Annotated in this window: 17 protein-coding genes; 14 read left to right on the forward strand and 3 right to left on the reverse strand. The window is 70.7% G+C overall.

The window, feature by feature from the left end:
- Positions 1 to 47 precede the first annotated feature (47 nt).
- Entirely contained in the window at positions 48 to 530 is a 483-nt protein-coding gene (locus AB0I42_RS30695; protein ID WP_357542764.1) for a roadblock/LC7 domain-containing protein, read from the reverse strand.
- Between the two features lie 260 nt (positions 531 to 790).
- Between AB0I42_RS30695 and AB0I42_RS30700 the strand changes: the two genes are divergently transcribed.
- The 3 genes from AB0I42_RS30700 (at position 791) to AB0I42_RS30710 (ending at position 4,489) form a co-directional block, all read left to right on the forward strand.
- Positions 791 to 2,023 carry a deoxyguanosinetriphosphate triphosphohydrolase gene (locus AB0I42_RS30700; protein ID WP_357542766.1) on the forward strand — a complete coding sequence of 411 codons (1,233 nt, stop codon included), beginning with the start codon at positions 791 to 793 and terminating at the stop codon, positions 2,021 to 2,023.
- An 80-nt stretch (positions 2,024 to 2,103) separates the two neighbouring features.
- The gene (gene dnaG, locus AB0I42_RS30705) at positions 2,104 to 3,957 is read left to right on the forward strand and encodes a DNA primase (protein ID WP_357542768.1); all 1,854 of its coding nucleotides are present in this window, start codon (positions 2,104 to 2,106) and stop codon (positions 3,955 to 3,957) included.
- Position 3,958: 1 nt separating this feature from the next.
- Positions 3,959 to 4,489, forward strand: a complete 531-nt coding sequence (locus tag AB0I42_RS30710) for a hypothetical protein (protein WP_357542770.1) — start codon at positions 3,959 to 3,961, stop codon at positions 4,487 to 4,489.
- A gap of 79 nt (positions 4,490 to 4,568) precedes the next feature.
- Here the strand turns inward: AB0I42_RS30710 and AB0I42_RS30715 are convergent, their stop codons facing one another.
- The gene (locus AB0I42_RS30715) at positions 4,569 to 5,753 is read right to left on the reverse strand and encodes an endonuclease (RefSeq protein WP_357542772.1); all 1,185 of its coding nucleotides are present in this window, start codon (positions 5,751 to 5,753) and stop codon (positions 4,569 to 4,571) included.
- Positions 5,754 to 5,900: 147 nt separating this feature from the next.
- Positions 5,901 to 7,106 (reverse strand): ROK family transcriptional regulator, encoded by a 1,206-nt coding sequence (locus tag AB0I42_RS30720; RefSeq protein WP_357542774.1) that lies wholly within the window; start codon positions 7,104 to 7,106, stop codon positions 5,901 to 5,903.
- 275 nt (positions 7,107 to 7,381) lie between these two features.
- Between AB0I42_RS30720 and AB0I42_RS30725 the strand changes: the two genes are divergently transcribed.
- The 11 genes from AB0I42_RS30725 to AB0I42_RS30775 all read left to right on the forward strand — a co-directional run bounded on the left by AB0I42_RS30725 (position 7,382) and on the right by AB0I42_RS30775 (position 22,181).
- A complete protein-coding gene (locus tag AB0I42_RS30725) occupies positions 7,382 to 8,296 on the forward strand; it encodes an ABC transporter ATP-binding protein (protein ID WP_357542808.1) in 915 nt (304 codons plus the stop codon).
- Positions 8,297 to 8,415: 119 nt separating this feature from the next.
- Entirely contained in the window at positions 8,416 to 8,829 is a 414-nt protein-coding gene (locus tag AB0I42_RS30730; RefSeq protein ID WP_357542776.1) for a carboxymuconolactone decarboxylase family protein, read from the forward strand.
- Between the two features lie 157 nt (positions 8,830 to 8,986).
- Complete coding sequence (locus tag AB0I42_RS30735) at positions 8,987 to 9,775, forward strand: ABC transporter permease (RefSeq protein WP_357542778.1); 789 nt, start codon at positions 8,987 to 8,989, stop codon at positions 9,773 to 9,775.
- A gap of 12 nt (positions 9,776 to 9,787) precedes the next feature.
- The gene (locus AB0I42_RS30740; RefSeq protein ID WP_357542780.1) at positions 9,788 to 10,597 is read left to right on the forward strand and encodes an ABC transporter permease; all 810 of its coding nucleotides are present in this window, start codon (positions 9,788 to 9,790) and stop codon (positions 10,595 to 10,597) included.
- A 270-nt stretch (positions 10,598 to 10,867) separates the two neighbouring features.
- On the forward strand, positions 10,868 to 11,980 hold the full coding sequence (locus AB0I42_RS30745) for a TIM barrel protein (protein WP_357542782.1): 1,113 nt from the start codon (positions 10,868 to 10,870) through the stop codon (positions 11,978 to 11,980).
- 300 nt (positions 11,981 to 12,280) lie between these two features.
- Positions 12,281 to 13,459, forward strand: a complete 1,179-nt coding sequence (locus tag AB0I42_RS30750) for an ROK family transcriptional regulator (RefSeq protein WP_357542784.1) — start codon at positions 12,281 to 12,283, stop codon at positions 13,457 to 13,459.
- A gap of 144 nt (positions 13,460 to 13,603) precedes the next feature.
- Positions 13,604 to 15,151, forward strand: coding sequence for a sugar ABC transporter ATP-binding protein (locus tag AB0I42_RS30755; RefSeq protein WP_357542786.1), 1,548 nt, complete (start codon positions 13,604 to 13,606; stop codon positions 15,149 to 15,151).
- A 41-nt stretch (positions 15,152 to 15,192) separates the two neighbouring features.
- A complete protein-coding gene (locus AB0I42_RS30760) occupies positions 15,193 to 16,251 on the forward strand; it encodes an ABC transporter permease (protein WP_357542810.1) in 1,059 nt (352 codons plus the stop codon).
- Positions 16,252 to 16,351: 100 nt separating this feature from the next.
- The gene (locus AB0I42_RS30765) at positions 16,352 to 17,407 is read left to right on the forward strand and encodes a substrate-binding domain-containing protein (protein ID WP_357542788.1); all 1,056 of its coding nucleotides are present in this window, start codon (positions 16,352 to 16,354) and stop codon (positions 17,405 to 17,407) included.
- A gap of 28 nt (positions 17,408 to 17,435) precedes the next feature.
- The gene (locus tag AB0I42_RS30770) at positions 17,436 to 18,653 is read left to right on the forward strand and encodes a Gfo/Idh/MocA family oxidoreductase (RefSeq protein WP_357542790.1); all 1,218 of its coding nucleotides are present in this window, start codon (positions 17,436 to 17,438) and stop codon (positions 18,651 to 18,653) included.
- 267 nt (positions 18,654 to 18,920) lie between these two features.
- Entirely contained in the window at positions 18,921 to 22,181 is a 3,261-nt protein-coding gene (locus AB0I42_RS30775; RefSeq protein WP_357542792.1) for a ThuA domain-containing protein, read from the forward strand.
- Positions 22,182 to 22,413 lie beyond the last annotated feature (232 nt).

The raw sequence follows: 22,413 nt of genomic DNA on the forward strand, positions 1-22,413 counted from the left end.
GCGGTCGGGCGTGGGTCCGGCGGTCGGGCGTGGGTCCGGCGGCCGGCTCAGCGACGGCCGGGCAGGGTCGCCATCGGGGTGCGTACGGCCAGCGGCGTCGAGCCGTTGCCGTTGCCGAGGCCGCCGCGGCGCGGCACCGGGGTCGCCGACGCCGCGGCGCTGGCCCGCTCGATCATCGTGCCCAGCCGGGCGGCGAGTTGGCGGGCGTCGAGGTGCAGCAGCGGCAGGTTGACGTCGGCGGTGGTCAGTACGGTCAGCAGCGCGCGGCTGCCGGCGGCGTAGACGATCACGTAACCGTCGGTGCCCTGCAGGACCGTCTCGTGCAGGGTGCCGAGCCCGGCGGTCAGCGCGAACCGCTGGCCGAGGCCGAGATGGGCGGCGGACAGGGCGGCCACGCTCGACGGTTCGATGCCGGTCACGTCGCTGGCGATGAGCATGCCGTCGAGGCCGGCGAGCACGGTGCCGGACACGTCGGGCAGGCGCCGCCGCAGCGCGTTGATCTCGGCCTTGATCGCGACGTCAGCGTCCACGGATGTCCTCTTTCCTACGGTTGCCTCGGGGCGGACGGGTACCGCTCGGTCGGGGCGGCGCGCGGATGCGGGGTCGCGTTAGGGTTCGCCAGCCGGTTACTTTGTGCTCTCGGCACGCTACCCCACGCTGTGATTCTTGGGGAGTGTGGTGACGGTCAGCTATTAGTCCGCAACTATCGGCTGTTCGGGTGTTGCGGAGGAAAGGTTGCGTACGACACCCCGTGCGCCCGCCGGTCGACCGTGCGCGGCACGATGGTCCGGTGACGACGCCACCCGACGCCGAGCGCTGGGCACCCGAGTCCCCGAAGGACACCGGCCACGGCCGCAGCCCGTACGAGCGGGACCGGGCCCGGGTGCTGCACTCGGCCGCGTTCCGGCGGCTCGCCGCGAAGACCCAGGTGCACACCGCCGGCACCGACGACTTCCTGCGTACCCGGCTCACCCACTCGCTGGAGGTCGCGCAGATCGCCCGGGAGATGGGCGCCCGGCTCGGCTGCGACGCCGACGTCGTCGACGTGGCCGGGCTCGCCCACGACCTCGGCCACCCGCCGTTCGGGCACAACGGCGAGGCGGCGCTCGACGCGGTCGCCAGCGCCTGCGGCGGCTTCGAGGGCAACGCGCAGACGTTGCGCGTACTCACCAGGTTGGAGGCCAAGGCGCTGCGGCCCGGCGGCGGACCGGCCGGCCTCAACCTGACCCGGGCCTCGCTCGACGCGACCTGCAAGTACCCGTGGCCGCGCCGCGCCGGCGGGCGCAAGTTCGGGGTGTACGCCGACGACACCGAGGTCTTCGAGTGGGTACGCCGGGGCGCCCCGGACGGCACCCGGCGCTGCCTCGAGGCGCAGGTGATGGACTGGGCCGACGACGTCGCCTACTCGGTACACGACGTCGAGGACGGCATCCACGGCGGCTACCTGGCGGTCCGGCCGCTGCTCGACGACGCCGACGAACGCGCCGCGCTCTGCGCCGACGTGGCGACGGTCTACTCCGACGAGTCCGCGGCCGACCTCGACCCGGTGCTGCTCGCCCTGCTCGCCGATCCGGTGCTGGCGCCGCTGGCCGGATACGACGGCAGCCACGACGCACAGGCCGCGCTCAAGCGGATGACCAGCGCCCTGACCGGCCGGTTCGTGCACGCCGCGGTGACCGCCACCAAGGAGACCTTCGGCGACGGCCCGCTGCGCCGGTACGCCGCCGACCTGGTCGTACCCCGGGAGATCCGGGCCCGCTGCGCGCTGCTCAAGGGCATGGCGCTGCGCTACGTGATGCGCCGGTCCGGGGCGGAGGAACGCTACGAACGGCAACGGATCGTCCTGGCCGAACTGGTCGCGGCACTCCTCGACCGGGCGCCCGGCGGGCTGGACCCGGTGTTCGCGGCGTCCTGGCGGGCGGCGGCCGACGACCCGGCCCGGCTCCGGGTGGTCGTCGACCAGGTGGCGTCGCTCACCGACCCGGCGGCGGTCGCCTGGCACGGCCGTCTCGTCGCCGGCTGACCCGACCCGCGACCGCGGGACCCCCGCCGGCCCGAATCGGAGCGGCAGGGCAGGATGTACCCGGAGGGGGTGGACACCGCATGGCTGGCCGGATCCGGGACGAGGACATCGCGCTGGTCCGCGAGCGCACCTCCATCGCCGAGGTGATCTCCGACCGGGTGACGCTGCGCTCGGCCGGCGGCGGCAACCTCAAGGGGTTGTGCCCGTTCCACGACGAGAAGACGCCGTCGTTCACCGTGGCCCCGGCCCGCAACGTCTACTTCTGCCACGGCTGCGGCGCCGGCGGCGACGCGATCAAGTTCCTGATGGACGCCGAGCACCTGACGTTCGTCGAGTCGGTCGAGCGGCTCGCCGACCGCGCCGGCATCCAGTTGCGGTACGACGAGACCGGCCCGTCGCCGACCCGCCAGCAGCCCGGCCAGCGGCAGCGGCTGGTGGCCGCGCACGCGGCCGCGGTCGAGTTCTACACCGGGCAGCTCGGCACCCCCGGCGCCCGGTTGGCGCGGGAGTTCCTGGCCGAGCGCGGCTTCGACCGGGCCGCCGCCGAGCGCTACGGGTGCGGCTTCGCCCCCGACGCGTGGGACCACCTGACCAAGCACCTGCGGCAGAAGGGCTTCACCGGTCCGGAACTGGTCACCGCCGGGCTGTCCCGCGAGTCACGGTCCGGCTCGCTGATCGACCGGTTCCGCCGCCGGTTGCTCTGGCCGATCCGGGAGCTGACCGGCGACGTGATCGGGTTCGGCGCCCGCAAGCTCTTCGACACCGACGACGGCCCGAAATACCTCAACACCCCCGAGACGCCGATCTACAAGAAGTCCCACGTCCTGTACGGCATCGACCAGGCCAAGCGGGAGATCGCCAAGCAGGGACGGGCGGTCATCGTCGAGGGCTACACCGACGTGATGGCCTGCCACCTGGCCGGCGTGACGACGGCCGTGGCGACCTGCGGCACGGCGTTCGGCGTCGACCACATCGGGGTCCTGCGCCGGCTGCTGATGGACAGCGACGAGGTCACCGGCGAGATCATCTTCACCTTCGACGGCGACGCGGCCGGGCAGAAGGCGGCGCTGCGCGCCTTCGAGGAGGACCAGCGCTTCGTCGGCCGTACGTTCATCGCGGTCTCGCCCGACAACATGGACCCGTGCGACCTGCGGCTGGCAAAGGGCGACCTCGCGGTCCGTGACCTGGTCGCGCGCCGCGAGCCGCTGGTCGACTTCGCGCTGCGCCAGGTCCTGGCCCGCTACGACCTGGACACCGTCGACGGCCGGGTCGAGGCGATGCGCCGTGCCGCGCCGCTGGTGGCCAAGCTCAAGGACCGCGACAAACGCCCCGAGTACGTCCGCAAGCTGGCCCTGGACCTCGGCATGGAGATCGAGCCGGTGCAGCGGGCGGTGCTGGCCGCCGGATCGGATCCGGGTGCCGCGTCGCCGGCCCGGCCGAAGCGGACCGAACCGGTGCTGGACAGCCCCCAGTCGCTGGTCGAGCGGGAGGCGCTCAAGCTCGCGCTCCAGGTGCCGGTGCTCGCCGGGCCGATGTTCGACGCGGTCGGCGCGGACGCCTACCGGCATCCGGTGCACGTGGTGGTCCGGGCGGCGGTGGCCGAGGCCGGCGGGGCCACCGCGGCGGTCAGCGGGGCGGTCTGGATCGAGCGGGTCCGCGACGCCTGCACCGACCTGGTGGGCCGGGCCCTGGTCGGGGAGTTGGCGGTCGAGCCGCTGCGGATCGACCGGGAGCCCGATCCCGGCTACGTGTCGGTGACCCTGGCCCAGATCCAGTTGGGTTCGGTCACCGCCCGGATCCGGGAGTTGAAGTCGAGGATCCAGCGGATCAACCCGGTCGCGCACAAGGACGAATACCTGGCGATGGTCGGGGCCCTGGTGCCGCTGGAGCAGCATGCGCGGGCCCTGCGCGAGCAGGCCGTGGGAGGTTTGTGACATGCGTCTGTTCCGTCGCCGACCGAAGCTGCCCGCCGACCGGCGCCCGGCCCTCGACCCCGAGGAGCGGATCGTCGCCTGGTCCCCGGCCGGTTCCGGGGACGACGTGGTCGTGTTGACCAACCGGGGCCTGTGGTTGCCGGGCCGCTCCGGCCGGCTGCCCTGGCACGAGATCCACAAGGCGGTCTGGTCGGGCCGGGAGCTGACGGTCACCCCGGCCGAGGTGCTGCGGGTGCACGACGAGTACGCCGTGGTCGCCGACCGGCCGGCCGAGTCCTATCTGCTGCTCGACCCGGGCGACGTGCCGCACCAGGTGCGTACCCGGGTCACCGGGTCGGTCGCGCACACCGTGCACCATCCGCTGCCCGGTGGGGGAGTGCGGATCGTCGCCCGCCGGGTCGGCGGGGTCGACGGGCTGAGCTGGGCGGTCCGCTACGACCCCGGGACCGCGTACGACGACGACGAGATCCGCGCCGCGACGGTCGAACTCGTCGAGCGGTTCCAGCGGGAGAGCACGCCGTCCGACCTGTGACGCGGTGGGCCGCGTTCGCGCGACCCGGTGCGGGGTGGCGGGTGCCGCGACCGTCGGCCGCGACACCCGCCGGGGCGGGTCAGCCCCAGATCGCCGAGACCCACTCCGGGTGGTCGACGAACGGATTGCGGTTGCCCTGCCAGTTGTCGAAGATGACCTGGTTGCGGCGGCGCTCGAAGGCGTCCGGCGGGTCCTGCTGGTGCCACTGCTTCAGCACCGAGAGCTTGCCGTGGTAGGGCGAGCTGCCGTTGCTGGTGGACTCGTTGACCTCCAGGTTGGGCCAGCCGTCGTTGCCCTCGTAGCGGATCGCCATGTAGAAGAGCATCCGGGCGACGTCGCCCTTGTCCGCGTCGCGCGGCTCCCACGAGTCACTGTCGGTGTAGTTGCCCGGGGCGCTGCTGACCGGGTTGCCGCCGTTGTCGAAGTCCTTGTTGCCACGGGTCGAGTTGACCGTGACGTCGGTCGCGCGCAGGTGGTGCACGTCGGTGCCCGGCCCGGCCGAGGTGCCGAAGTTGCCGTGCGACTGCGCCCAGACATGCTCGCGGTTCCAGTTGCCGGTGCTGCCGCCGTTGCTGTTCTTGCTCCGGGAGGTGCCGGAGTAGAGCAGGAGCACGTTGTTGGCGTTGTTCGGATCCTGGTCGGTCTGCTTCAGCGCGTCCCACACCTGCGCGTACGACAGTTTGGTCTGCACCTTGATGATGCTGTGCAGCGAGCTGCGCAGGGCCGGCCCGGTCTTGCCGATGGCGTTTGCGTAGTACGTCGAGCCGGGGTTGCCGGTCGGGGTCGGTCCGGGGGTGGCGGTCGGGGAGGGCGTGGGGGTCGTGCCGCCGCGGGTGAACGCGGTCGGGTTCTTCAGGCCGGCGTGGCTGAAGTACGCGGTCAGCGTGCCGGTGACGGTGACCGTCGAACCGAGCGTGCCCGGGTTGGTGCGCAGCCCGAAGGCACCGCGGTAGGCCGCGGTGACCTGGACGTAGAGCATCCGACCGGTGGCGGTCTCGGCGGCGGAGTCGGCGATGGCGATGGCGGTGTCGCCGGTGAACGCGGAGCGCCGGACCGTGTTGGTGGCCGTCGGCTCGCCGACGACGTAGCCGGTGACCGTCGCCGTCCGGCCGTCCTGGGCGGCGATGGCCGCCGCGACGGTGATGCCGGACGCCGCCGACGCCGCGGTCGACACCACGCCGACGGGTAGGCCGACCGCGAGGACGAGAGCCGCGGCCAGGATGAGCTGTCGCGGCCTCGACCGCACACTAGCTGTGGCATTCATGCCTGACGATCTTAATCGAGTTTCGATGAACATCGAAGAAGCTCGAAGTTACGACTGTGCCAAGATCCCGGTGATCAGGGGCGGGGAAGCGCGACCCGCCGGCGACCCGCGCGACCTGATCCCTGATCACGGGGATCCTGGGGGTGGTCAGCCCGGTACGTCGGCGGCGGTGAACACGTGGTCGCTGATCATCCGGGTGGCGCCGACCAGGCCGGCCTGGTCGCCCATCTCGGAGAGCACGATCGGCATGGCGCCGGTCGCCAGCGGCAGCGACGAGCGGTAGACCACGCCCCGGATCTCGGCGAGCAGCGCGTGCCCGATGCCGGCGAGCCCACCGCCGATGACGATCATGCCGGGGTTGAAGAAGCTGACCAGGCTGGCGAGCACCTTGCCGACCCGCCGGCCACCGTCGCGCACCATCCCGATCGCGACCGGGTCACCGGCCGCCGCCGCGTGCGCGACGTCGAGGGCGGTCAGCGTGCCGGCCCCGGCGAGCTGTTCGGCGAGCTGGTCGGAGCGCCCGGAACGGGCGGCGGCGAGCGCGTCGCGGGTCAGTGCCGCCCCGCCGAAGTAGGCCTCCAGGCAGCCGCTGTTGCCGCAGACGCACAGCGGGCCGTTGTCGTCGACCGCGGTGTGGCCGATGTCGCCGGCGCAGCCGTTGGCGCCCCGGTAGACGGACCCGGCGACGACGATCCCGGCCCCGATGCCGGCGCCGATCTTGACGAAGAGGAAGTCGTCGAAGGACTTCGCGATCCCGGCGTGCTTTTCACCGAGTGCCATGATGTTCACGTCGTTGTCGACCAGGACCGGGCAGCCGAGTTCGGTGCTGAACATCTCGCGTACGGGGAAGCGGTGCCAACCGGGCATGAACGGCGGCGACACCGGAATTCCCTCGTGGAAGCTGACCGGGCCGGGGATGCCGATCCCGGCACCGGTGAAGCGGGTGGTGCCCGAGTCGGCGCGCAGCTTGCTGACGAGTTCGAGGGCCTGCCCGATGACGGTGGTCGGCCCGCGGCGCAGTTCGGTGTGCTCGGTGATCCGGGAGATGACCCGCAGCTCGCCGTCGGTGATCGCGACCTCGATGCTGGTCGCGCCGATGCTCACGCTGAGGAACCGGGTTCCCCCGGCGATCCGGACGATCGACGACCGCCGGCCGCCACGGGAGGCGGCCGGGCCGACCGTCTCGACCAGGCCCCGCTCGATGAGCCGGTCGATCTCGGTGGCCGCCTTGGAACGGGACAGCTCCACCGCCTCGCCCAGTTCGGCACGGGACGCCGGGCCGTCGTCACGCAACAGGCGAAGCACCCGGGCCTGGTGCGGGTTTTCCGGCCATACGCCCAACACGTCCGTCATCATCCTTATCCCGCCGCGGCGAGACCCGCGGCGGCGAGTCGACTTGGAGAGCCCCTAGGGGCTCGGTGTGAGAAAAGATACCGCACGGTGGCCACAAGTTGGCGCGGTGCAGGGCCAACTTTGTTCGGAGAGATCGAAAAGTTCCTAGATGTGAAATGAGTGGGGTGAATGTCGTACCGAGGGGATAGGTTCTGTCGGTGAACGAGACGCGGCAGCGACCACCGGGCCACGAACAGTCACCGGGCCACGAGCCGGCGGCGGCCGGAGGGAGCGCGCTGATCCACGCGCGGGGCCTGGTCAAGCGGTTCGGTGACTTCACGGCCGTCGACGGGATCGACGTCGACGTGCAGCCCGGTGAGGCGTTCGGATTCCTCGGTCCGAATGGCGCCGGCAAGAGTTCGACCATGCGGATGATCGGGTGCGTCTCCCCGCCGACCGACGGGGTCCTGCGCATCGTCGGGCTCGATCCGCGGAAGGACGGTCCGGCGATCCGGGCCCGCCTCGGCGTCTGCCCCCAGCAGGACAACCTCGACCCCGAGCTGACCGTGCGGGAAAACCTGACCACCTATGCCCGCTACTTCGGCATCCCGCGCCGGGTGGCCCGGCAGCGGGCCACCGAGCTGCTCGACTTCGTGCAGCTCACCGAGCGCGCCAACAGCAAGGTCGAGCCGTTGTCCGGCGGCATGAAGCGCCGGCTCACCATCGCCCGCGCCCTGGTCAACGAACCCGACATCGTGCTGCTCGACGAGCCGACGACCGGGCTCGACCCGCAGGCCCGGCACCTGGTCTGGGAGCGGCTGTTCCGGCTCAAGCAACAGGGTGTGACGCTGGTGCTCACCACCCACTACATGGACGAGGCGGAGCAGTTGTGCGACCGGCTCGTCGTCATGGACGGCGGCCGGATCGTCGCCGAAGGCTCGCCGCGGGCGCTGATCGAGCGATACTCCACCCGCGAGGTCGTCGAGTTGCGATTCGCCGCCGCGTCGCAGGAGGACTTCGCCGGCAAGCTCGACGGGCTGGGCGAGCGGATCGAGGTGCTGCCCGACCGCATCCTGCTCTACGTGGCGGACGGCGACGCGGCAGTGGCCGAGGTGCACGGGCGGGCGCTGACCCCGGCCAGTGTGCTGGTCCGGCGCAGCTCGCTCGAGGACGTCTTCCTGCACCTGACCGGCCGGACCCTGGTGGACTAGGGTGCGGCCTGGAGCGTCCCGCGGAAGACGGGTCGTTTGCCCGGCGAAACCGTGGGTAGCCGGCGCCGGGGCCGTTGCCCCAGGGAGACCGGACGACTGCGCAGAGGTGGGGCACGACCATGACCATGAACGCGGACGAACAATACGAGCGCGGCCTGGTGGCGCTACGGGAGGCCGACGGGGGCGCCGGGCAGAAGCTTCTCGCGGCCCTGGCCGACGTCTCACCCGAGCTGAGTCACCGGTCCGTCGCCTGGTCCTACGGAGACCTCTACGTCCGGCCCGAACTGCAGCGCCGCGACCGGGAACTGCTGACGCTCGGCATTCTCACCGGTCTCGGTGGCGCCGAGGCCCAGCTCGAGGTCCACGTCAACGGTGCGCTCAACGCCGGCCTGACGCCCTCCGAGATAGTCGAGGCGCTGCTGCAGTCGGTGGTCTACTGCGGTGTGCCGCGGGCGGTCAACGCCACCCTCGTCGCCAAGAAGGTCTTCGCCGAGCGCAACCTGCTTCCCGTCCGTCCCGCACCGGCCGGCTGACCCGGCCGCGATTCCCGCTACCGGACACGTCGGGGCCTTCGATAACGTCGGTCTCCCGGTCGGGGTTGCCACCGCTGGCGGCCCGGGCCGTAGTCGACGACACCGAGCGGGAGGCAGCCATGTGGGCAAGCGCGGTCGGCCGGACGCTGGTCGACCGATGAGCGTCGGCACGGCGGCGGCCCGACGCGGCGGCGGGCCGCTCTCCGTACTCGAATACAACATCGTCGGCTACCGGCGCACCTGGCGCTCGAGCGCGCTGTCGTCCTTCCTCCTGCCGCTGCTGACGGTGATCGGCTTCGGGGTGGGGGTCGGCTCCTACATCGATGGTGGCGTCGGCGGGGTGTCCTATCTCGACTTCATCCTGCCCGGCCTGCTCGCCTCGACCGCGTTGCAGGTGGCGATCGGGGAGTCGTCCTGGCAGGTGCTCGGCAACTTCGAGTGGGTCCGCACCTATTTCGCCCAGGCCAGCGCGCCGCTGCGGGTCGCCGACATCCTCGGTGGGCATCTGCTCTTCGTCCTGTTCCGGGTGCTGATCAGCAGCATCGCGTTCCTGCTGGTGGCGGCGGCCTTCGGCACGCTGCACTCGCCGTGGGCGCCGGCGGCGCTGCCGCTGGCGCTGCTGATCGGGTTCGCCGTGGCGGCGCCGACGTTCGCCTTCAGCGCCTCGATCAGGTCCGACAGCTACCTGTCGCTGCTGTTCCGCTTCGCCGTGGTCCCGATGACCCTGTTCGCCGGGGTCTTCTTCCCGGTCGAGGAGCTGCCGGTGGTGCTGCGCTGGCTGGCCTACCTGTCCCCGCTGTGGCACGGCGTCGACCTGACCCGGGCGGCCACCCTGGGCATCGCTCCCCAGTGGTCGGTCGCCGGTCACCTGCTCTACCTGCTGGCCTGGGCGGTCGCCGGCTGGCTGCTGGCACACGCCCGGTTCAAGCGCCGACTGGTGTTCTGAGAGGAGGTCGGCGTGGTCAGCATCGTCCTGCCCAAGCTGGTCAGCTTCGAGGGTCCGGCCCGCCGGGCGTTCTCGGTGACCGAGCGCAACGCGGCGGCGCTCAAGTCGGCCTACTGGGTCGTGATGATCTCCGGCTTCTTCGAGCCGCTGCTCTACCTGCTGTCGATCGGCGTCGGGGTGGGGGCGCTGATCGGCGACCTGACGCTGCCCGGCGGTCAGGTGGTCGCGTACGCCGCGTTCGTCGCGCCGGCCATGCTGGCCGCGTCCGCGATGACCGGTGCGCTGTCGGAGACCACCTTCAACTTCTTCGGCAAGATGAAGTACATGAAGCTGTACGACGGGATCCTGGCGACCCCGGTGCAGCCCTTCGAGATCGCGCTGGGCGAGCTGGCCTGGGCGATGATCCGCGGCTCCAGTTACTCCGCCGCCTTCCTCGTGGTCATGGTCTGGATGGACCTCACGACGGTCGGCCGCGCGCTGGTCGCCTTTCCGGCCGCGGTGCTGGTCGGCTTCACCTTCGGCGCGCTCGGCATGGCGCTGTCGACGTTCATGCGCAGCTGGCAGGACTTCGACCTGATGGGGTCGGTGCAGTTCAGCCTCTTCCTCTTCTCCGGCACCTTCGTGCCAGCCGAGATCTATCCGGCCGTCCTGCGCTGGGTGGTCGAGCTGACCCCGCTCTACCGGTCGGTGCACCTGATCCGTGACCTCAGCATCGGCTCGGCCGGCCCGGCGCAGCTTCTCGACGTCGCCTACCTGGTCGCCCTGACCGTGTTGGGGCTCGTGCTGGCCGGCCGCCGCATGGGCCGACTGCTGACCCGCTGACCTGCGCGTACGCCACCCGGTCGATCGCTGGGCCGACTACTTCTCGACGGTGCAGGACAAAGTTTGACTCCTGCAAGTCTTTCTTTCCCTCGTTGCTAGCGATACCGTCTGCCCCAGACGTAACACGCGCGACATGGCGTCGCAAAAGTCGAGGTCAGAACCCTATCGAGGTCCGTCGAGCCCGGTTCGTGCCCCTGAGGGCGGGCAGACGCGAACGATCCTCCTACTCGTCATCGGCGGCCGTCGGCCGTCCCAGAAAGGTGGACAAGAATGGACGAGGCGCAGCGCCGCGAGGGCCAGCCCGGTCGGCCCAACCCCCAGCTCACCCGGCGTCGTATCCTCACCGCCTCCGCGGGTGCCGCGGCCGCCCTCGGCGCCGCCGGCCTGCCGATCCTGCAGACCGCGACCCCGGCGATCGGCAAGGGCACCTGGACCGTGGAGCCGCTCATCCCCGAGCAGAACCGCGGCATCATCCTCTACAGCGTGCGGGACCGGATCTCGGCGGCGCCCGACGACAGCGGTGTGCCGTACGGCTTCGAGCGGGTGCTCGCCCGGCTGGCCGAACTCGGCTACAAGGAGATCGAGTTCGCCGGCTACAACCAGCACAGCTCGATCCTGGGCCGGCAGATCACCCCGACCGAGATCCGCAAGATCCTCGACGACAACGGGCTGGTCGCCAACGGCACGCACGCGTCCATCAACCCGGCCACCTTCCAACAGCAGCTCGACATCGCCGAGGAACTCGGCATGAAGAACATCGGCACCGGCAGCGACCCGACCAACAGCAACTACCAGTCCGACTGGGACGCCGCCGCCGACGTGTGGAACGAACTGGGCCGGCAGGCCCGGGACCGCAAGATGCGGCTCTACACGCACAACCACGACGCGGCGTACAACTTCCTGCTCGACGCCGGACCGCTGGACGGCAACGGCCGGCCCACCCGGTCCTCCGGCGTCCGCAAGCTCGAATACTTCATGGCGAAGACCGACGCCAAGTACGTCTTCTTCGAGATGGACATCTACTGGGGCTACGTGGCCCGCTTCAAGCACACCAAGTACATCAACTCGGCGGGCCGGGAGCGGACCAGCATCTTCGACCCGATCCTGACCGTGGCCCGGCGGACCAAGCGCTTCCCGCTCTTCCACGCCAAGGACGGCAACAGGAACACCGCCCTGGCCAACGGCTACGAGATGACCCCGCTCGGCGAGGGCGACATCAACTTCCAGCAGTTCTTCCAGACCATCGGCGAGCCGGACTTCCACCACGCCAACTGGGAGCAGGACACCGCGCCGGGCGGCGCCGCCAACCCGGGGCAGTCGCTGGACTTCGCCGCGCTCAGCTACCAGAACATGGCCGATCTGACCATCTACCGTAACGAGTAGCCCCACGTCTGTCGATGTCCCGGCCGTGCCCCGCACGGCCGGGACATCGGCATGCCCTCCGGTCGAGGGTGCCGGACGGTCTCTGGAAACCCCTGCTGACCAGGCGTTTTGTCGTCGGGCGAGACAAGGTTGCGCAGGTCCGACGATTGCTTCCGGCAGGTTGATCGAAGACTTCTGTCCAACTTGATAAAAGTTCGGCTTCAAGTGACCAAAGGTCTTTACAGTCGGCCGAGACGGCTCCTACTGTGTCCAACACGACACGCCGATGTTGCGGCGGCGTAAACCACCGGAGGTGGACCAGTGCGCACCGCGGATGCGCTGCACCTGCGCCTGCTACGGCTTCTGAGAGACCATGGTGCGATCTCCCGCGCGGAGCTCGCCGATCAGTTGCAGATCCCCCGGCCGCGTCTGCTCGCCGAGCTCGACCGGCTGGTCAGCGCCGGCTTCGTCACCGAGGCCGGGATGGCCGCCTCGCGCGGCGGCCGCCGTTCCACCCTCGTCGAACTCAACCCCGGCCTGCGCTTCGCGGCCGTCGACCTCGGCGCCAGCTCCATCGACGTCGAGGTGACCAACGGCCGGCTGGAGCCGATCGCCAACTACACCGAGTCGGCCGACATCCGGTCCGGCCCGAAGGCCATCCTGCACCGGATCAACGAACTGCTGGCCAAGGCCCGGGTCGACGGGGTCTACGAGCGGCTCGACGCGGTGGGAGTCGGGGTGCCCGGTCCGGTCAGCTACCGCGACGGCGTACCGGTGTCGCCGCCGATCATGCCGGGCTGGGACCGTTTCCCGGTCCGGGAGCTGCTCACCCGTGAGCACGGCTGCCCGGCGGCGGTGGACAACGACGTGAACATCATGGCGATCGGTGAGCGGCACGGCGGTGTCGCGCACTCGGTCGACGACTTCCTCTTCGTCAAGATCGGCACCGGTATCGGCTGCGGCATCTACCTCAGCGGCGAGGTCTACCGCGGCATCGACGGCTGCGCCGGCGACATCGGCCACATCCAGGTCGACAGCCACGGTCCGATGTGCACCTGCGGCAACGTCGGTTGTCTCGAGGCGCACTTCGGCGGCGCGGCGCTGGCCAAGGACGCCACCCTGGCGGCCCGCTCCGGCGCCTCCCCGGCGCTGGCCGAGCGGCTTGCCGCCGCCGGCGTACTGACCGCCCGAGACGTCGCCCAGGGCGCCACCGAGGGCGACGTCACCTGCGTGCGGCTCATCCGCGACGGGGGTCGCCGGGTCGGCAGCGTGCTCGCCGGGCTGGTCAGTTTCGCCAACCCGTCCATGATCGTCATTGGGGGAGGGCTCGCTCACTTGGGGCACATCCTGCTGGCGGAGATCCGCAGCGTGGTCTACCGCCGTTCACTTCCGCTGGCCACCGGCAACCTGCCGGTGGTGCTGTCCGAGCTGGGTTCGCGGGCCGGGGTCACCGGCGCGGCCGTGCTGGCCAGCGACGTCGCCTTCGAGCAGGCGTCATGAGCGAGCGTAGCGAGCGAATCGGTTGGTTCAGTTTGCCTCATGTCGGTCGCGACCGAAGGGAGCGGACGTCATGAGCGAGCGTAGCGAGCGAATCGGTTGGCTCAGGTTGGCGCATGGCGGTCGCGACCGAAGGGAGCGGACGTCATGAGCGTCGACACCGGCAAGGGCGCCGCGGCCGAGGTCGTCCTGCGGCTCACCGACGTGGTGAAGACCTTTCCCGGCGTACGGGCCCTGGACGGGGTGCAGTTGGAGGTCCGGGCCGGCGAGGTGCACTGCCTGCTCGGCCAGAACGGCGCCGGGAAGTCCACCCTGATCAAGGTGCTGTCCGGCGTGCACCGACCGGACTCGGGCCAGGTCGAGTGGCTCGGCGAACAGGTCAACTTCGGCAACCCGCAGGCGGCCATGAAGGCCGGCATCGCCACGATCTACCAGGAACTCGACCTGGTCGAGGACCTGTCGGTGGCGGAGAACGCCTTCCTCGGGCACGAGCCGCGCCAGTTCGGCTTCGTCCGCAAGGGACCGATGTCCCGGCAGACCCGGGAGATCCTGGGGCGGCTGGGGCATGCCGAGATCCCGCCCAACCGGCTGGTCCGGTCGCTGCCGGCGGCCGGCAAGCAGATCGTCAGCATGGCCCGGGCGCTGTCGCACGAGGCCCGGCTGATCATCATGGACGAGCCGAGCGCGGTGCTCGCGCACGACGAGGTCGGCAACCTCTTCCGGATCATCCGCGAGCTGACCGCCCAGGGGATCGCGGTCATCTACATCTCGCACCGGATGGAGGAGATCCGCGAGATCGGTGACCGGGTCACCGTGCTCAAGGACGGTCGCACCACCGCCGCCAACCTGCCCGCGCAGAGCACCCCGACGCGGGAACTGGTCAGCAAGATGACCGGCCGCACCATCGAGTACGTCTTCCCGGACCGGGCCCCGGTGGCCCGCCCCGACGAGGAGTTGCTGCGGGTCGACGGGCTCACCCGGCACGGCGAGTTCGCCGACGTGTCGCTCACCGTGCACCCGGGCGAGATCGTCGGGATCGCCGGTCTGGTCGGGTCGGGCCGTTCGGAGCTGCTGGAGACCATCTTCGGTGCCCGCCGGTCGGAGTCCGGCACGGTCCGGATGGGCGGCCGGACCCTGCGCCCGGGGAGTGTGGGTGCGGCGGTCCGGGCCGGGCTCGGCATGGCGCCCGAGGAGCGCAAGAGCCAGGCGCTGCTGCTCGGGGAACCGATCTACCGCAACGTCACGCTGGCCACCTTCGCCCGGATCGCCAAGGGCGGCTTCACCCGGTCCGGGCAGGAACTGGCCGAGGCGGAGAAGGTCGCCGACTCGCTGGAGCTGCGCCCCCGCGACGTACGGCGGCCGGTCCGCCAGCTCTCCGGCGGCAATCAGCAGAAGGTGGTGGTCGGCCGCTGGCTGCTCGGGGACACCCGGCTGCTGCTGCTCGACGAGCCGACCCGGGGTGTCGACGTCGGCGCCCGGGCCGAGCTGTACCAGGTGATCCGCGACCTGGCGGCGAAGGGGGTCGGGGTGCTGCTGGTCTCCAGCGAGGTGCCGGAGGTGCTCGGTCTGTCCGACCGGGTGCTGGTGATGCGTGAGGGCCGGGTCATCCACGAGGCGCCGGGCGACGCGATCGACGAAGAGACTGTGCTCGACCTCGTCATGGCGGGGTCGCTTATGGAAGGCGAAGCCGCGTGACGACGAGCGAGAAAGAGACGGCCGCCGCCACACCGGGGCAGGTGGGCAAGGCGGCTCCGCCGGCCGGCCCGCAGCACGGCTCCGGTGGTCCGGCGAAGGAGAGCTGGTGGAAGTCGGACGCCACCGAGAACGCCCGTCGTAACCTCGGGCTGGTCGGCGTCCTGGTGGCGCTGGTGGTGATCGGTATCGCCACCCGGCCGGACCTCTACAGCGACCCGACCTGGGTGAAGAACAACATCTTCACCATCCTGCAGCAGGCGTCGGCGATCGGTGTGGTCACCGTCGGCATGACGTTCGTGATCATCGGGGGTGGCATCGACCTCTCGGTGGGCGCGATCATGGCGCTGGCCGGGGTGTGGGCCACCACGGTCGCCACCCAGAGTTTCGGCGCGGGCGGCATGATCTTCACCGCGCTGGCCGTCGGTCTCGGGGTCGGTCTGGTCAACGGGGTACTGATCTCCTACGGCAGGTTGGTGCCGTTCATCGCGACACTGGCGATGATGGTCGCGGCCCGGGGGCTGGCCGCCGAGATCTCCGACAAGCAGACCCAGGTCTCCACCTCCTCGGTGATCAACGGCATCGCCACCCAGCGGATCCTCGGCATCCCGCTGCTGGTGATCATCCTGGCGCTGGTGGTCGCGGCCGGTTGGGTGCTGCTCAACCGCACCACGTTCGGCCGGCGTACGGTCGCCGTCGGCGGCAACAGCGAGGCGGCCCGCCTCGCCGGCATCAACGTCAAGTGGCACACCCTGCTGCTCTACGGCCTCTCCGGGCTGTGCTGCGGGATCGCCGCGATCATGCTCATGGCGCAGGCCAACTCGGCCCAGGCCGCCATGGCCAACCTCTACGAACTCGACGCCATCGCGGCGGCGATCATCGGCGGCACGCTGCTCAGCGGTGGTCGCGGCACCATCATGGGCGCGCTGTTCGGCGTGCTGGTCTTCTCCACGATCACCAACCTGTTCGCGATCAACGGTCTGTCGACCGAGTCGCAGAACATGATCAAGGGCGCCATCATCGTGGCCGCCGTGCTCATCCAGGAGTTCCGCTTCAAGTCAGTGAGCCAGCTCTTCACCCGTAACAAGGGCGCCACCGCCTAGCACAGCCACCGCACCACACCAGGTGAGCGTCCGGTCGGGACGCCCGCCGGGATCGTCACACCCTCAAACACCCACCACTGATGGAATCCAGGAGGTCGTCATGACCAAGGACGGACGCGATCTGTCCCGCCGCCGGCTGCTGCTGGGCGGAGCGGCGCTCGGCGCCGGCGCCCTGCTCACCGCCTGCACGAGCAACGAGGCCGCCCCGCAGACCGCCCAGACCATGGGCGCCAACGAGGGCAACCCGAACTCCTCGCCGGGCCAGCGGGTGGTGATCGGCTTCTCCGCGCCGGCCGCCGACCACGGCTGGATGGCCGCCATCATCAACAACGCGCGGGCGCAGGCCGCGGCGTACTCGGACGTGGAGCTCAAGGTCGTCGAGGCCGGCGCCGACGCGGCGGCGCAGCGGGCCGGCGTCGACACCCTGATCGCCGAGAAGCCGAACGTCCTGGTGATGCTGCCGCACGACGGTGCGGAGCTGACCGCCAGCGGCGTCAAGGCGATGCAGGCCGGCATCCCGGTGATCAACCTGGACCGGGCCTTCAACCAGGCGCTCGCCTACCGCACCCTGATCAAGGGCGACAACTACGGCATGGGCGTATCGGCCGGCAACTACGTCATCGCGCAGATGCGGGCCAAGGGCGTCACCAGCCCGGTCATCGCCGAGATCGCCGGCATCGACTCGCTGCCGCTGACCCAGGAGCGGTCGGCCGGGTTCCGTGACACGCTGACCGCCGCGGGCCTCCAGATCGCCAACCGGCGGGCGGCGGAGTTCACCGCCGACTCCGGCCAGCGTGAGGCGGCCAACCTGCTCCAGGCCCTGCCGAAGATCGACGCACTGTGGAACCACGACGACGACCAGGGCATCGGTGTGCTCGCCGCGATCAGCCAGGCGAACCGCAGCGAGCTCATCATGATCGGCGGCGCCGGCTCGAAGGCCGCGATCGAGGCGATCCAGGCCGACAGCGGCGTGCTCAAGGCGACGGTCACCTACAGCCCGTCGATGGCCTCCTCGGCCATCTCGCTGGCCCGGCTGATCGGCCAGAACAAGGGAATGGGCGACCTGGTCGAGCTCCAGGTGCCGAAGGAGATCACGCTGGCCTCCGAGACCATCACCAAGGAGAACGCGAGCAACTACATCTCGCTCGGGTTCTGATCCACGGCAAGGCGGGGGGAGGCCCACGTTGTCCACTGTAGATAAAGAGTTGCGGATCGGGATGGTCGGCTACGCCTTCATGGGTGCGGCGCACTCACAGGCGTGGCGCACCGTCAACCGGGTCTACGACCTGCCGGCGTACGCCCGGATGACGGCGATCTGCGGCCGCGACGAGTCCAAGGTGGCCGAGGCCGCCGCGCGACTCGGATGGGACGGACACACCACCGACTGGCGTTCGCTGATCGACCGGGACGACATCGACGTGATCGACGTCTGCACCCCGGGTGACAGCCACGCCGAGATCGCGATCGCGGCGCTGGCGGCCGGCAAGCACGTGCTGTGCGAGAAGCCGCTGGCCAACACGGTCGACGAGGCCCGCGCCATGGCCGCCGCGGCGGCCGAGGCCCGGTCGGTCGGGGTACGGTCCATGTGCGGGTTCAACTACCGCCGGGTCCCCGCGATCGCCCTGATGCGTCAGCTCGTCGCCGACGGCCGGATCGGCGCGATCCGGCACGTCCGCGCGACGTACCTCCAGGACTGGCTCGTCGACCCGACGGTGCCGCTGGCCTGGCGGTTGCAGAAGGACAAGGCGGGCTCCGGCGCGCTCGGCGACATCGGTGCCCACATCATCGACGCCACCGAGTTCGTCACCGGCCAACGGATCGCGAGCGTGAGCGGCCTGGTCGAGACCTTCGTCAAGGAACGCCCGCTGCCCGGCGAGGCGAGCGGGCTGGCGGCGAAGTCGCTCGCGATCGCCGACGGGACCGGTCCGGCGACCGGCCCGGTCACGGTCGACGACGCCGCGCTGTTCACCGCCCGGCTCGACGGCGGCGCGGTCGGCAGCTACGAGGCGACCCGGTTCGCGACCGGCCGCAAGAACGGGCTGCGGATCGAGATCAACGGCTCGCTCGGTTCGGTCGCGTTCGACTTCGAGCGGATGAACGAGCTGGAGTTCTACGACGCCGACCGGCCGGTCAGCGAGCAGGGTTTCAGCCGGATCCTGGTGACCGAGCCGGACCACCCGTACATGTCGGCGTGGTGGCCGGCCGGCCACATCATCGGTTACGAACACTCGTTCACCCACCAGGCCCGCGACTTCCTCGAGGCGGTCGCGACCGGGGTGGACCCGACGCCGTCGTTCGACGACGCCCTCCACGTCCAGCTCGTGCTGGAGGCCGTGGAGCGGTCCGCCGCGACGGGAGCGTGGACCGCGGTGGATTCGGCCCTGACCGCGGTCATCGCCTGACCGGAGTACGAGGCTCCTCGGGCCCGAGTGCGAGGAGCCGGACGTGGTTGCGCCCCACGTCCGGTTGACGAGGGCCCGAGGGTAGGCCGTCCGGCGCGACCGGACCGGGATTCCCCGGTCGCGCCGGACGACCAGCAGGCGCAGCGCAGGACCTTGGCGGACGTGGCACCGCGCCAGGGGTGAGGCACCAACGCAGAACCGGTCCGGCATCCGGACCAGTGCCAACGGTGAGGCTCCACGAGCCTCCCCGACCCCCGGAGGTTTACCATGGCAAGATCCGTTCGACGGTGGTTCGCCATCGTCGCGGGCGCCGCGCTGACGGTGCCCCTGGCGGCCGCCGCGCCGGCGTACGCCCATCCCGGCCACGAGCACCCGGACGGCTACCAGGTCCTCGTCTTCACCCGCGCGGCCGCGGGTGCCCACGACTCCACCGCCAAGGGCGTCAACGCGATCCGCACCCTCGGAAACAACAACGGCTTCACCATCGACGTGACACAGAACGGCACCGCGTTCACCCCCGAGAACCTCGCGAACTACAAGGCCGTGGTGTTCCTCAACGCCACCGGGGACGTACTCGACGAGAACCAGCAGGTCGCCTTCGAGGACTACATCCAGGCCGGCAACGGCTACCTCGGCATCCACGCGGCCGTCGAGGCCGAGCCGGACTGGGCCTTCTACCGTGACCTGGTCGGCACCTCGGCCGCCGGCACGAGCGGCAGCGGCAACGCCCGCATCGACGTCGCCGACCGGGCCCACCCGGCGACGAAGACCGTGTCCCGGCAGATCACCCTCGACGACGAGATCTACAACTACACCAGCAACGTGCGCGGCACCGCCCACGTGCTGGCCACCGTCGACGAGAAGAGCTACACCGGTGGCACGATGGGCTACGACCACCCCATCTCGTGGTGCCGTGACTACCAGGGCGGCCGGTCCTTCTACACCGGACTCGGGCACTCCGAGGCGACGTACGCCAACGGCGCCTTCCGCAAGCACCTGCTCGGCGGCATCCAGTGGGCCGCCGGCGTGGCCGAGGGCGACTGTGGCGCGACGGTGCTGGCCAACTACGAGCGGGTCGTGCTCAACGACCAGCCCGGCGAGCCGATGTCGCTGGCCGTCCTGCCCGACGGCCGGGTCCTGCACAACACCCGCAGCGGTGAGATCCGGCTCTACAACCCGGCCAACGGCGCCAGCCCGGTGATCGCCTCGATGTCGGTCTACCAGCACGACGAGGACGGCCTCCAGTCCGTCACGCTCGACCCCGACTTCGCCAACAACAGGTGGGTCTACCTCTACTACGCCCCGCCGCTCGACACCCCGGTCGACAACCCGGCCACCCCGGGCGTCAACGAGGGCGACGCCCCGGCGACCAGCAACGACCCGACCGTCTGGGACAAGTTCGAGGGCTACAACCAGCTCTCCCGGGTCAAGTTCGTCGACGGCGAGAACCCCACGCTGGACTTCTCGACCGAACAGAAGATCCTCCAGGTCGAGGCCGACCGGGGCGCCTGCTGCCACGTCGGCGGTGAGGTCAAGTTCGACGGCAAGGGCCTGCTCTACCTGGTGACCGGTGACGACACCAACGCCAGCGGTTCGGACGGCTACACCCCGATCAACGAGTCGCCGACCCAGGGCCCGGCGTACGACGCCCAGCGCTCCTCGGCCAACACCAACGACCTGCGGGGCAAGGTGCTGCGGATCAAGGTGAAGCCGGACGGCACGTACAGCATCCCGGCCGGCAACCTCTTCCCGCAGGCGCAGAACACCGACGGGAAGACCCGCCCCGAGATCTTCCTGATGGGTCTGCGTAACCCGTTCCGGTTCGACGTCGACGCCCGCGGCTGGGTGTACGTCGGCGACTACTCGCCGGACACCCGGGTGCCCAGCGCGACCCGTGGCCCGGAGGGCACCGGCCGCTGGCTGGCGACGAACAAGGCCGGCAACTACGGCTGGCCGTACTGCACCCAGCCGGACCAGCCCTACATCGACTACGACTTCGCGACGCGGACGTCGAAGGAGACGCCGTTCAACTGTGCGGCGCCGGTCAACGACTCGCCGCGCAACACCGGCCGGACGGTCCTGCCACCGGTGCAGCCGTCGCAGTTCCACTACACCTTCAACGCGGTCACCCCGTGCCGTGGGGCGTACCTCGCTCCGGCGGAGACCTGTGACTTCAAGTGGCCGGTGATCGGCACCGGCGGCGTCGGACCGATGGGCGGCCCGATCTACAAGTACGACGCCGACCTCGACTCCGACGTCAAGCTGCCCGAGTACTACAACGACGCGGTCGTCTTCGGCGAGTTCAGCCGGGACAAGATCTTCATGATGCGGACCAACGGCAGCGGCCAGCTGCTCGGGGTCGAGCAGTTCCTGCCGGGCTTCACCTTCGACAACCCGATCGACATGGAGTTCGGGCCGGACGGCAGCCTCTACGTGCTGGAGTACGGCGACGGCTTCTTCCGGGCCAACCCGGACGCCGCGCTGTCGGTGATCCGCTACGTGAAGGGCACCCGGGGCCCGGTGGCCGAGATCGACGCCGCCCCGACCTCGGGCCAGGCGCCGCTGACCGTCCAGTTCTCCAGCGAGGGTTCGCACTCGCCGGAGCCGGGCGAGACCGTCTCGATCGCCTGGGACTTCGACGGTGACGGCACGACCGACTCGACCGAGGCGAACCCGTCCTTCACCTACACCACCAACGGGGTCTACTACGCCCAGCTGACGGTGACCGACAACAGCGGCAAGGCGGCGACACTGAACCGCACGATCACGGTCGGCAACACCGCACCGACGATCACGCTGCACACGCCGGTCTCCGGCTCGTTCTTCGAGTGGGGCGACCAGATCCCGTACACGCTGACGGTCACCGACCCGGAGGACGGGACGATCGACTGCAGCCGGGTCGAGGTGACGTTCGTGCTCGGCCACGACGAGCACGGCCACCCGCAGGGTTCGACGACCGGTTGCTCCGGCGTGGTTCCGAGCCCGGCCGACGGCGCCGACCACGCCGGCAGCTACCTCTACGGCGGCATCAGCGCCAGCTACACCGACCTGGGGGCGAACGGCCAGCCGGCGCTGACCACGGTCGAGCAGTCGAGGGTCCAGCTGCGCCTCCAGCAGGCGGAGTACGCCCAGGTCAAGCAGGGTGTCACGGTCGCGAACACGAACGACGCCGGGGCCGGCCAGCACCTGACCGGAATCGACAACGGCGACCACATCGCGTTCGACCCGATCAACCTGGGCGACGCCGACTCGGTCGTCTTCCGCTACGCCGGTGGTTCGGCGGCGACTGCGGGCACCCCGCGGGCGGTCGTCGAGCTGCGGGTCGGCGCGCCGGACGGCACCCTCGCCGGCACCGCCACCCTGACCGCCACCTCGGGCACCAACGTCTGGGCCAGCCAGAGCATCCAGGTCGACCAGCCGGACACCTACGGGCAGCCGCTCTACCTGGTGTTCAGGTCGGTCTCCGGTGGCCCGACGACCGCACTGTTCAACCTCAACTGGGTCGAGTTCGCCACCTCGACCCCCTGACCCGGCCCGTCACCACCCGGTGACGGCCAAGGTCCCACCGGCGGCCGGCGCCGCCGGCGGGACCGGACAGAACCACCGGCTGGGCGGACCCCGCACCAGGTCCGCCCGGCCGGGGGACGCACCGACCGCCGGCTGGGGGGGCCGGCCGTCCGCGCCGCCGGCCCCGGGGAGTCGCCCTGCGGGGGGGGGGGGGGGGGGGCGGCGGCGCGCCCGGCCGGCGGTTTGCCGGTCC

It is taken from the genome of Polymorphospora sp. NPDC050346 (assembly GCF_040655695.1).
GTDB classification, from domain to species: Bacteria; Actinomycetota; Actinomycetes; order Mycobacteriales; family Micromonosporaceae; genus Polymorphospora; species Polymorphospora lycopeni.

Coding starts and splice junctions, on each gene's coding strand:
- dnaG (WP_357542768.1), top strand. CDS start 2,104: ATGGCTGGCCGGATCCGGGACGAGGACATCGCGCTGGTCCGCGAGCGC.
- AB0I42_RS30710 (WP_357542770.1), top strand. CDS start 3,959: ATGCGTCTGTTCCGTCGCCGACCGAAGCTGCCCGCCGACCGGCGCCCG.
- AB0I42_RS30715 (WP_357542772.1), bottom strand. CDS start 5,753: ATGAATGCCACAGCTAGTGTGCGGTCGAGGCCGCGACAGCTCATCCTG.
- AB0I42_RS30720 (WP_357542774.1), bottom strand. CDS start 7,106: ATGACGGACGTGTTGGGCGTATGGCCGGAAAACCCGCACCAGGCCCGG.
- AB0I42_RS30730 (WP_357542776.1), top strand. CDS start 8,416: ATGACCATGAACGCGGACGAACAATACGAGCGCGGCCTGGTGGCGCTA.
- AB0I42_RS30735 (WP_357542778.1), top strand. CDS start 8,987: ATGAGCGTCGGCACGGCGGCGGCCCGACGCGGCGGCGGGCCGCTCTCC.
- AB0I42_RS30745 (WP_357542782.1), top strand. CDS start 10,868: ATGGACGAGGCGCAGCGCCGCGAGGGCCAGCCCGGTCGGCCCAACCCC.
- AB0I42_RS30755 (WP_357542786.1), top strand. CDS start 13,604: ATGAGCGTCGACACCGGCAAGGGCGCCGCGGCCGAGGTCGTCCTGCGG.
- AB0I42_RS30765 (WP_357542788.1), top strand. CDS start 16,352: ATGACCAAGGACGGACGCGATCTGTCCCGCCGCCGGCTGCTGCTGGGC.
- AB0I42_RS30775 (WP_357542792.1), top strand. CDS start 18,921: ATGGCAAGATCCGTTCGACGGTGGTTCGCCATCGTCGCGGGCGCCGCG.